This is a genomic window from Pseudomonas sp. GW823-FHT06B06, from assembly GCF_058795195.1.
Genome location: NZ_JBXAHO010000030.1, coordinates 65296 through 77471 on the forward strand (window position 1 = coordinate 65296; position 12176 = coordinate 77471).

General features: G+C 57.2%; 5 protein-coding genes. All 5 read left to right on the forward strand.

Annotation, left to right across the window (positions count from 1 at the left end; translation table 11 throughout):
* Positions 1–87 precede the first annotated feature (87 nt).
* The 5 genes from AC1Q8Q_RS23665 to AC1Q8Q_RS23685 all read left to right on the forward strand — a co-directional run bounded on the left by AC1Q8Q_RS23665 (position 88) and on the right by AC1Q8Q_RS23685 (position 10711).
* A complete protein-coding gene (locus AC1Q8Q_RS23665) occupies positions 88–276 on the forward strand; it encodes an AbrB/MazE/SpoVT family DNA-binding domain-containing protein (protein ID WP_108215594.1) in 189 nt (62 codons plus the stop codon).
* Positions 277–561: 285 nt separating this feature from the next.
* The gene (locus tag AC1Q8Q_RS23670) at positions 562–2394 is read left to right on the forward strand and encodes an AAA family ATPase (protein ID WP_492615558.1); all 1833 of its coding nucleotides are present in this window, start codon (positions 562–564) and stop codon (positions 2392–2394) included.
* A 2-nt stretch (positions 2395–2396) separates the two neighbouring features.
* Positions 2397–3041 carry a 4Fe-4S single cluster domain-containing protein gene (locus tag AC1Q8Q_RS23675; protein ID WP_108215591.1) on the forward strand — a complete coding sequence of 215 codons (645 nt, stop codon included), beginning with the start codon at positions 2397–2399 and terminating at the stop codon, positions 3039–3041.
* A gap of 12 nt (positions 3042–3053) precedes the next feature.
* Entirely contained in the window at positions 3054–9362 is a 6309-nt protein-coding gene (locus AC1Q8Q_RS23680; protein ID WP_492615559.1) for an AAA domain-containing protein, read from the forward strand.
* Complete coding sequence (locus tag AC1Q8Q_RS23685; protein ID WP_492615560.1) at positions 9359–10711, forward strand: hypothetical protein; 1353 nt, start codon at positions 9359–9361, stop codon at positions 10709–10711. Before AC1Q8Q_RS23680 ends, AC1Q8Q_RS23685 begins: the two co-directional genes overlap by 4 nt.
* Positions 10712–12176 lie beyond the last annotated feature (1465 nt).

The window sequence follows — 12176 nt, forward strand, 5'->3', positions numbered from 1 at the left end:
CATCACCGGCCGGTAATATCCGTCCGAGTAGAACTAATCATGAGCATAATGAAACGTCCCCTACGATGGAATGAGAGTTAAACGATCATGAGCGAAAACGAACGCTGGACAGTCAAATGCCAGGAAACCGCGGATGGAACTGGCGACGTCATCGTTGATCTGCCACCAGAACTGCTTGCGAGATTAGGTTTAGGCCTTGGGGACGAGTTAACTATCGAGATGGTAGATGGCGTGATAGTCCTGAAACCGAAGCACAATACGTCGTCCTCGTCCTGAACTTTGCTCTACTCGTCAGAACTGCCTCGATTTGTCGAAAACCGGTAAGAACCCAAGCCCGCTTCCCATTGCGGTTTTTTGACTTGGGATCGCCTTCGAAAATCCATCTTTTTCAAGCAAGAATATTGATCGCCCCTCTATCCAGTGTCGATTCTCCGAGGACGAACACGGCGACCAATCTGGTTGAACCCCTATCATTTCCCAAAGCTTTGGTTGAGTTGGGCTGGAAAATACCTGCAGTGAGCAATACCCTGCGTGTATCCGCCGAACGTTACGAGCTGAAATATGTCAGGGACTAAGATATTTGAAAGCCCACGTTGGCTGCGCGACCTGTTGCGCTTCCTGCCGCTGAAGAGCCAATTCGTACTGTCAGGCAACATTCGCGATCTGCAAGCAAGCGAAGTGACACCTGGGACAGTAACCGCGCAGAGCTTCAATCAGACTCTTTGTAATGAGCTGCTCGATGCAGGCTATGCCCACGTGCTTGTCTGGGACCCGGTATCCGGTTTCCGGTCCATTGGTAAGCCCGGTACTGATCCTGCAACTGGCCAGACATTCATGCAGGAACTTGGTTTGACCCTAATTGACGGGGTCGCGCCAGCAGGTATCGATCTGTTAAGCGCCACCTTACCGCGCCTGGTGGGCCGAACCGGCGAGCCCGTCGCGCTGTTGGTTGACTTCGCTTCGCGCCTAGTAATGCGCAACGATTCACTCAACGCTGCTGAACACCAACTGTTCACCCAAGCTCTGGTGCAATCCCATCAGGCCCGTAGCCGTCCTGCGACTGAGTTGCGTAAACCGTTCTTTAACTCTCTGATCTGGCTAGTGGAAAAGGAAGGTGATCTACCTGATTGGTTTTTGGTCGACAACCCACGCCTTCGCCATATTCCGGTGTCCAAACCTGATCAAGTTGTCCGCCGAGCACTCGCGCCCGCTCTGCTAAAAGCGCTCACAGGTAGTCAGGGCGCCAGCGAAGAAACCACTACCCAGGCTGTTGAAGCGTTTGTACAAAACACTGAGGGGCTGTTGCTGCTCGATCTCAGTGCCATCGCGCAATTGGCACGGGTAGAGAGTGTACCTATGGAAAAGATCGCCGATGCCGTGCGCCGCTATAAGATCGGTGTTACCGAAGACCCTTGGCTAAAAATTGATCGTCAGCGAATTCGCCAGGCAGACGCCATCGTTCACCAGCGGGTCAAAGGCCAAGAGCATGCAGTGACTCACATGCTCGACATCGTCAAGCGCGCGATGACCGGTGTCGGCGCCGCCCGCAAGGGCAATCGGCCCAGGGGCGTGGCCTTCCTCGCCGGCCCGACCGGGGTGGGCAAAACTGAATTGGCCAAGACCATCACCAGTCTGCTGTTTGGCGACGAAAGCGCGTATATACGCTTCGACATGTCAGAATTTAGTGCTGAACATGCAGATCAGCGCTTGATCGGCGCACCGCCCGGCTACGTTGGCTATGACGTCGGCGGCGAGTTGACCAATGCGATTCGGGAGAAACCGTTCAGCGTGGTGCTATTCGATGAAATTGAAAAAGCCCACCCCCGCATCCTCGACAAATTTCTGCAGATCCTTGATGACGGTGTACTCACCTCCGGCCGCGGAGATCGAGTGTACTTCTCTGAAGCACTGATTGTGTTCACCTCCAACCTTGGCATCTACCGTCAAGGCGACAACGGCGAACGGGTGGCTAATGTGCTGCCTGGCGAAGCCTTCGAACAGGTTCAGAACAAGGTGCATAGCGAGATCGACCGGCATTTCAAGCTGGTGCTTAACCGACCGGAAATTCTCAATCGTATTGGCGAGAACATTATCGTCTTCGACTTTATCCGCGAGGATGTCGCCGTACAAATCTTCGAGCAGATGGTCAACGCTACCTTTAGCGACCTCCAGGGACAGGAGCTGTTTATAGAATTGACAGCCGAGGCACGCCAAACCCTACACAGCCTTTGCTTGCAGGACCTATCCAACGGTGGACGGGGTATCCGCAACCAGTTGGAAGCACGCCTGCTCAACCCCTTGTCGCGAGCGTTGTTCGACCAGGATGCGCAGCCAGGTGAACATTTTACGATCACCAAGTTGACTAATAGTGGACTGATGATGGAACGTCATTGAGCATGGACTTGAGCCTGTCGCGCGTGCATTTTCCGGTCACTACCCTGGGCCCCGGCCAGCGCCTGGGCATCTGGTTTCAAGGCTGCAGCATCCGATGTCCTGGCTGTATTTCTGCCGATACATGGGGGCCAGGGCAGCGTCGACTGTCAACGGCACAACTGCTGGATCAGATTACGCCCTGGCTGGACGTGGCAGACGGCATCACGATTTCAGGCGGCGAACCGTTCGATCAGTTTGATGCCTTGATCCGCCTGCTCCAAGGCCTGCGTCGTCTTAGTCAGGTCGATATTCTCGTTTACAGCGGTTATTCCCTGGAACACCTCGATGACCAACTGCGCCAGGCCAGCGGCCTGATCGATGCGTTGATTAGCGACCCCTACGACGAAGCCATCAGCCAAACTATGGCTCTGCGGGGAAGTGACAACCAACGCCTTAACTTGCTTACCCCCTTGGGTCGGGCGCGCTTGGGCGACTTTGAACGCCTACTGATGACCACCGACAAGGCACTCGACCTAATGTTCGACGAAACGGGCAGCGTGTGGATGGCCGGTATTCCTCGGCGCGGTGATTTGCTGCGTTTGCGCGACCTGCTGCAGGACCAGGGCCATCAATTACAGATCAGCGCACACGCAACGCGACGCCGCTGAATGGAGTACCCCATGATTCGTTTCTGCCCCAATTGCAACACCGAGCGATCGCTTCAGGAGATGTTTTGCGAGGGATCCATCTTCGAGATGGCCTGTGGCTGGGATCTCGCTGGAGAACCCATCCACCCTGAAGGATGGCGTCCCCAGGCCATTACGACTCAGGAGACCATCGCCAGAGTGAGCCCAGCACCGGACAACGCAACGGTCTTGCTTTGTGAAAATGGTCACTCGATGGACCTAGGCGACCTGATGTGCCACGAATGTGGCGGCGAGCTCGCGCAATCGGTACCTTTCGCTTCCGTGCCAGACAGCGGCGAATCAGAAGCGGTCACGGAAACCCTGATCGATGGCTGGCGCTTGGTTCGAGAAATCAGCAACACCGACGGCGTTCGTGAGCGCTACCTCGTCGAGCACAACGAAACAGCACAACAAGCGGTATTGACCTTGTATCGATCCGGCTCTGAGCCGGATCCGGTGATCTACGATGTGATACGCCGGTTGCCTCGCGAGCATGTACCCGAGATCATCGTCACCGGTCGCTGGAATGATCGCGCCTACGAAGTTATTGAGGAACTTAGCGGTGGAACCCTGGCTGACCTTGGCAGCGTCATTCGCGATAACGCCAGCGTGCGTCACGTAGTCAGCGAATTGGGCCAGGCGCTGCATGTGTTCAATGAGGCCGGCCTTCGTCATCGCGACCTGCGCCCCGCCAGTCTTCTCGTTCGCTCCCGCGAACCGCTGGACCTGGTGATCAGCGGCTTCGGCTCGGCACGCCTGTCGGAGTTCGACCTAGATATCGTCTCGCCCCTAGAAACCAGTCGTTACATGGCGCCAGAGGCCATTGCAGGTGGCGTTGCAGCTGCCTCAGACTGGTGGAGCATGGGCATGATTCTGCTCGAGCAACTGACGCAGGGTGCCTGCTTCAGTGGCGTCAATGCCAATGCCTTCCTGATCCACGTACTGGCAAACGGCGTGCCGATCCCTGACGACCTCGACCCGCAACTCCATTTGCTGCTGCGTGGGCTGTTGGCACGCGACCGCCACCAGCGCTGGCAATGGCCGCAGGTCGAGGCCTGGCTTAACGGTATTGCGGTAGAGGCACCGCCCTCCTCCGTTCAACAGAATGATGAGGGCGAAGGCGCTACGCTGCAGTTAGGACCGCGCCGCTATCACTTGCCCGGCGTATTCGCCCTAGCAGCGGCACAGACGAACAACTGGCAACAGGCCCTCGACCACCTGCTTCGTGGGGTAATAGTGACCTGGGCCGAGCAGGTCAGCTTGGCGCCTTCCCTGGTCGCAGGTTTGCGTCAGATCGTTCAACACGAAGGCATCGAGGACGACTTCCGCCTGATGCTGGCACTGAAGGCTCTCAATCCAGAAATTCCCTTAATCCATCGCGGCGAGATCGTGACCCCAGGATGGTTGCTGGAACACCCCCTGGAAGGCTATCGCCTGATCAGCGGTTCGGTTCCAGACTTGCTCGAGCAGCTACAGACTGACCATTGGCTGTCGCGCCTGAAGACCCGCGCGGAAAGTGTCCGTCAGCGTGCCTTGCATCAACATATCGAGCTGGTCGAGGAGCCGTTACGGATTTACTCGCTATCGACCTCGCGTGCCAAGTTGGCGACGCAGTGGCAGGAGCGCCAACGACTACTTCCCGACACCGATCACCCGGGGCTGCTGTCACTTTCAGAGCGCCGGGTAATCGCGGAAGAGGATCTAATTGTGCTGCTCAGTGCCGCGATTAGCCAGTTCCGTTCGGCCAGCTCGATCATCGAGGAGGCCGCCGAACTAGCCAAGACCGCCGACGTCAGCTGGTTCGATACTGAGACTGCGGGTGAACTGCTGCTGCATTCACGTCTGGAGTTGTACCGTAGTGTCGATGAGCGCATTCGCGGCTTCGCCCGCTCCGGCGTGGCGACAGTGGACCAATGGGCCGAGCACTTCCGTCTGGAGCGGCGCATGCCATTGGCTCAGATGTTGGTGCTGCTGGCCATTCCGTCCAACCAGTGGCTGGAGCCACAGAAACAGCAGTATGTGTCGCAGATCCTCGAGTTCTTCGAGAAGAAGGTAGTGACCGCCGTGATGCGCGGTCCGTTGGTGCGCATGAGCATTGGCAAGACCACCGCCCGCGTTGACGTCAACGAACTGAACAGCGAACGCAGTCCGGCCGCGGCCTTGCTCGACCATCTGTTGCAACGCAATGCCAATGCGGTGAACCTGGACCCGGAAAGCTTCCAGCTCAACAGCCAACTGGAATCACGCCTGCATGCCCTGTACCGGCAGAGCGCGCTGTACAAACGCGACACCGGTATCGATGGCCTTTATTTAGGTTTCCCATTCCTGCTCAACCGCGATGCACGCGGTACCACGCGTACGCGGATCATCCCGTTGTTGCTGTGGCCGGTTAAGCTGCAGCTTGAACTGGGCAGCCGTGGGCACGCCGCTCTGGCGTTTGACAGCGAGCGTGAAGAAATTCGGCTCAACCCTGCCTTGGAAAGCGTGCTCGGTGCCGAAACCTTCAAGCGTTGGCGTAAGACAACCGATGAACTACTAGGTCGCTCGTCGATCCGCGCGGCGGATGTGATGGATGCCTTCGGTATGCTCGCTACCATCCGCTCGCGGGTGCTCGGCAGTTTACCGCCCAGTACCGTGGAAATTGCTCCTTACCAAGATGAACTGAGCTGCGCTGCGGTACTTTTTCATGTGACTTTCATGGGGCAGGCGATCGGCGAAGACTTGCGCCAGCTGAAGAATCTGTCGCCTGTCGGCACCGGCCTGGAAACTGCATTGCGCCTCAAAGTAGCCGATGCAGCTGTGCCTGTGACACCACCAAACGAGTTGCAGCGGTTCTTCACTGTTGCCAGCGACCCGTCCCAGGAAGCGGCGGTGATCCAGGCACGACATAGTCCAGGGCTACTTGTTGAGGGGCCGCCAGGTACAGGTAAGAGCCAGACCATCGTCAATATGGTCGCCGACGCCATCGGCCGTCAGCGCAGCCTGCTTGTTGTTTGCCAGAAGCATGCCGCGCTAGAAGTGGTGTACAAACGCCTGGTGGCTGAAGGTCTGGGCCAACGCATCGTTATGCTCAATGACGTCAACCGCGACCGCGAACCGGTTATCCGTAGCATCCGCGAACAGCTGGAGCGTTTGTTCGCTGACGGCACTCGGCCGCCAAGCTGGCAGCGACAACGCGAGCAGATCGCTGCCCGTATCGAAGCCCTAGAGGGTGAACTCGACCGCTTCCACCAGAGCTTGCACCGTCTAGATGAAAGCACCGGCCTCAGTTATCGCCAACTGCTCGGCGAGCTGATTGAATTGGAGGCAGGTCCTGAGCCAATCGAGTTCCCGGCCTTACGTCAACGATTGGTAACACTGGACCTCGCCAGCCTGACGCGTTTAGAGGAAAACTGCGCCCCTCTGATACGTCTGTGGCTACCCTCTCGCTTCGAAGGCAGCCTGTTGAAGCAGTTGAAGCCATTCGCCGCCGACCGTGCGACCTTGCAGGCCTTCACTGACAACCTGAACAGTTTCACCCAGGCCGAGATTAACCGTCAGGCCACGCTGCAGACGCATTCGGCCAGCTTCGAAATCGACGATCCGACGCCGTACCGTAGTTGGATAGCGTCCCATGTCGCTACTCTGCTCGGTTTGAAAGAAGAGCAACGCCTACGCTTGGCGCGCTGGCTGCCATTGTTCCGCAGCCGCGAAGTCGGCCAGGCGCCGAGAGGTGAGTCGATTCTCGGCGAACTACGCCAGCTCGATCAGCAGCTCGGTCAGCTGGACCAGGACCACTACGCAGCCACGCTATCGCCAGCACTGAGTCTGGTTGAGAGCAAGACACTCAGGCATTTGGCGCACGACTGCGCCAAGGTCATGGCTACCCGAACCTGGCTGGCGAACATCAACCCGTTGCATCTGCTGCGGCGCAAGCGCTTGCGCAACGTTCTTCAACAGCAAGGGCAAAGTCTAGCTGCTGATGTCCTCCCGACTCTGCACGCCGCGATCCACCTGGAAATTCAGTGGCGTCCTCTGCGGGCCGAGTTGGCGACACTGCATCAGGTACTAGAGCTGGAGACCGTGAGCCAGCAAGCCTGCCTGGAGTTGGTCAGCACAGTGAAGAGCGACATCCGCCACCTACTAGAGATCCAGGCGCTGGCCCGCGCCATAGCGCAATCGCCGCGCCCTGAGGAAGCCGACGAGGCCGTCCTGGCTGGAGACAAGCAACACCTCGAGGCGCTTCTCAACAATCTCGACGCCTCGTTGATGCGCCACGGGGTCCGCCAGTCCAGCCTTGACCAGCTCAAAGTGCTCGGTGATTGGCTGGGCGATGAGCTGGTGCAACAACTGCAACACGCCATCGCGCACAACCTGAACAATCAATTGACGCTTGATCGCCTACATGAGGCGCAGCCGTTTCTCGCCGCCTATCAGTCATTCCGTGGCCGCGCTAGTCAGCTGGCCGAGCCGGATCTGGAGCTACTCGCACTGCTGAGGCAGCGCCAGGAGCAATTGGACGGCATCGCACCCGAGCAACTGGAGGCCGCCGTAAGACGGTTGCTTAATCGCGAAGCGCGACTAGGTTGGAAACATCGACTTGAGCAGGCCTACCCCGAACTGCTGTTCAGTCAGGATGAGGCTCGGGCCAAGGTAGCCAGCCTCGCTCAAGCCGACGCGCAGATGCGTGTGCTCAACCGAGAGTTACTCGCCAACGGCATCGACCTTACTCGCCTGGGCAATCACAAACAGTGGGAGGACGTCACCCGACTAACGGGCAAGCGCTCGCGGCGCCTGCGCGAATTCATCGAACTGGGCAGCCACCTCGGTCTAATGAGCTTACGTCCGGTATGGTTGATGAACCCGGACGTGGCCAGCCGTGTGCTGCCGCTTAAGGCCGGCCTGTTCGATACCGTGATCTACGACGAAGCTTCGCAGATGCCTGTGGAATTCGCCTTGCCGACCCTGTTTAGAGGTCAGGTCACCGTGGTCAGCGGCGACGAGAAACAGATGCCGCCGACTGCTTTTTTCTCCAGCCGCATCGAAAGCGACGAAGCCGAAACATTCGATGGTGACGAGCCTGACGCTGACGCTGACGAGGAACAACGCGAAGCCTTCGAAGACACCTGGAATCGTCGCGAGATCAAGGACTGCCCTGACTTGCTGCAACTGGCGCGCACCGCCCTGCCCAACACAACATTGCAGATCCACTACCGTTCGGCCTACCGCGAGTTGATCGGCTTCTCCAATGCCTCATTCTACGGCAACCGTCTTAACGTCCCGGTCCGTCATCCGCAAGCGAACATTCTGCGTATCAAGCCTCTGGAGCTGATCGAGGTCGGGGGGCTATACCAGAACCAGAGTAACGCCGAGGAAGCCGAACGTGTCGTTGAGTATCTCAATGAACTCTGGCAGCAACCCTACGATCTGCGTCCCTCGGTCGGCGTGGTCACGTTCAACCGAAAGCAGGCAGAGTTAATCGAGGAGCACTTGGAGCAGCGTGCGGAACAGGACGAACTTTTTCGTGCTGCCTACACCGAAGAGCGCGAACGCAGTGAGGACGGCGAGGATATGTCAGTGTTCGTCAAAAACGTGGAAAACGTACAGGGCGATGAGCGCGACGTCATCGTCTTCTCTTCGACTTTCGGTCGCAACAGTCAAGGCACCTTCCGTCGCAGCTTTGGTGTGCTCGGACAGACCGGCGGCGAGCGTCGCCTCAATGTGGCGGTGACCCGTGCACGACGCAAGGTGGTGATGATCACCTCGATGCCGATCGCCGATATCTCCGACATGCTCAACACACACCGCGCGCCGATCAGCCCGCGTGACTACTTGCAAGGCTATCTGGAGTACGCGCGCGCTCTCTCCGCGGGTGAGTTCGGTAGTAGCGGTAAACTGCTTGAGCGCTTGCAGACAGACCGAAACGGCCAGCAACGAGAACAAGGCCAACGCCGTGATGGTTTCGTCAGACTGGTCGGCGAGTTTATTCACTCCCTGGGCTGGCAGGCCGCCCCTGCCAGCGAGGGCGACGCCTTCGGTCTCGACTTCGCCATCGAGAACGCCAGCACGGGCCTATACGGCATCGGCATCGAATGCGATGCCCCGTGCCACGCACTGCTAGAGCGCGCCCGCGCCCGGGAAATCTGGCGTCCGACCGTACTGCACCGTGCCATCCCTCATATTCACCGAGTCTCGTCACAGGCTTGGTATCACAATGGTGAAAGCGAGCGTGCACGCCTGCGTGAAGCCATTGAACAGGCCATGCAGGCCACGCCCCCGTCGCAACAGACGCCCACTACAGCCGATACGGAAACCTGCCTATGAGTGGTCCGAAGGTCGTTCGCATTGTCACCTGGGAAGAAATCATCGCCATCTGCGAAGGCCACCTACAACGCCTGGAGCTGGTCTTGACACGTTGGCAGGCGCAAGCCAGTAAGGTCGGAGAGCTGAACGAACAGGAGCGCGTCGCCACCTTCGCCCGACGCGATCGCCTGCGCGCCCTGTTGGCGCAAGAGCGCTTTGCTGAGCTGCAGAAGGCCGTACCGGCCGAGATCGAGCACCTACGCCGAGACCTGGAGGATCGCGAAGAACGCGCGATTATTCGTGCCGCTCAGCGACGCCAACGCGAACGACGCCTTAAGGAGAACGCCGCAACATTGCTCGAGGCATTGCAAGCGTGCTCCGAAGGCGCCGATCAAGACCTGTTGCGTTCTCTCACGCAATTGGCCAACGGCATCATCAAGGAAGATGGTGAGCGTCTACTGGCTGCGGGTTTCGTCCAATTGGCCAAGGCCGATCAGAAAGAGACGCTCAGCGAAGCCCAGCGAGCCTTGGCACAGCAACTCAAGGTCGATGACACTCCGAACTCCTTGAACGAATGGATGGCTGCCCGACACCCTGATACCTTGCCCGATATACGCCTGCAACGCATAAACCGACACATCGCTGAACTGCAGCTGCTGCAGGGTACCGGCAGCGCCGCGTCATTCCTTCAGGCGCAGGAAAGAGCCGAGGCGGAACCCGAATCGCAACGGCGTAATCTGCTGCTCGACAGTCTTGTCCTCGACTTGGCCTCATCCACTCGTACTTTCAAAAACAAGCGAGAGAGCCTCCAACGGCTACAGGACTTGGCCAGCGAAATGGAAACACAGGTAGGTACTGACTATACCGCGCTGTTAAGTCAAATCAGCACCTGTACTACCGTCACCAACCTAGAGACGATTGCGGGACTGACCGAGCAGTGTGAAGCCTTTATCGCAACCCATTTGCAGGCCGAAGCGGCCTTGGCCCGTCGCGAAGCCGTGCTAAGTGGATTGGCGAGCCTCGGCTACGAAGTACGCGAAGGCATGGCGACCGCTTGGGCGGAAACTGGAAAGGTCGTACTGCGTAAAGTAGCCACCCCCGGCTATGGCGTAGAAGTTGGCGGCAAGGCCGACAATGGTCGTTTGCAGGTTCGTGCAGTAGCTCTCAGCGGTGACCGTGACAAAACCCGGGATCGAGATATTGAAACTATTTGGTGTAACGAGTTTCATCGGTTACAAGCGCTGTTAAAAGACAGGGGCAGCGAGTTACTGATCGAGCGCTCCCTATCAGTAGGTGAAGTTCCGCTCAAAGAAGCGAGCGCTTCCATACAGGTCGCGGAAGCGGTCATTGCTCAGGAAAAAACAGTATAAAACACTACAGTTCACCGCTCTCGTAAGCGCGGCTTTCTCACATTCTCCTCAACTGGTGTGGCGGAGTCACAGAGCCCCATCGAAATGCATCGTTCTTTGCTGAACACAGCGCTCAGTGCGGCCTTGAAAGCCCGCCCAACTAACGTTTACTAGTGCCCATTGCAGCCCTCGTGACAGACCGCAATGGTTCGTTTCCAGCCTATCGTCTCAGTCAACTCTCGGCCAAAAGCGGTCTCTCAGTTTCTTTGCGAATCAGGGGCAATTCAGTCACCGGTAGAGTTGAAAAAAAATTGTCCGCAGCGAGCCTGGAGGGTATTTTAACTCTCAGGCTATGCCGCAATGATGATATTCGATATTTCGTTATAGCGCTCATAGAACGGGTAATGATCGTCAGCTAAGGCGAAATTACAGGCTATGCATTCATCCCCTATAAGCTCCAATGACAAAAGCTACCATTAAAGTAGCTTCTGCCAGCGACAACCTATTTTTTTGAGGACTTGCTAGGTTTCAAGTCGGGTTTATTTCCCGGCGTGTCTTTATTGTCACGACGACGCTGATCAAGTTCACCGGTTGACTTAGCAATTGGCTTTGGGCCTGGTTTAAGCGCCATAACATTTCTCCTTGATGTTAATATTTATTTTGGTTGTTGCAGAATCATCTTATTGGTACTGATGAATACTTTCAATAGACATAAGACGCTTGATTTTAGCCATGTGAAAAATTGAATTAGCTTTGGCAGCATCTACTGGTTATCTAACGGCAGGCCAGCTTGTTGGTTTGCGTCCATTGGTGCGACGTTGCAGGTAGCACAGCACGTCCAGAATAATTCTCGCATCGCCCCGGGCGCGGTGGGCGCCGACCTCCGGCCCCGCATTCGCTGGCGGCCTCGATCAGCTTGATCCAGCGCCATTGCCAGCCCTGGCGCTCTTCTACCCATTCACCATTCCATGAGACATACAGCAGCATTGCGCAGGCGGTGGTCAACTCCGGGGTGGTTAGTCCGTGGCTCTGGTGGGTCAGCGACAATAGGCGCCGATCAAAGTTTAGGTAATCGCCTCGCCCAAGAGCGCTCGGCTTAGGCGTCCCTGATACGAAAGTGTTTTTACACACTCTGGGCCGTTCGCTGCCCGCAATAATAGGCGGCAGATGGAAACATCTGACACTCGCCGTTATCTGCTGTCCCTTACCACTTGAGGTCTCACCCCAGCAACGCTTTACAACAGAGTCTGTCCATCCTGATAGAATCGATCAGGTTATAGATAACACCCTTCTGAGAAATGGCATGAATACAGAATTGATGGAAGATGAGATGCGCCGGGCGCTATTCGGTGATCCTGAGCCCTCTGCGCCGGCAATTCACTCGGACGTGCAGGACACAGTCCAGGATGGGCGGTCTCAAGGAACAAGTGCAACAGTCAGTTAATTTTTCTGAGCATGTTAATCACGAAACTGGGCATTCCCGCCT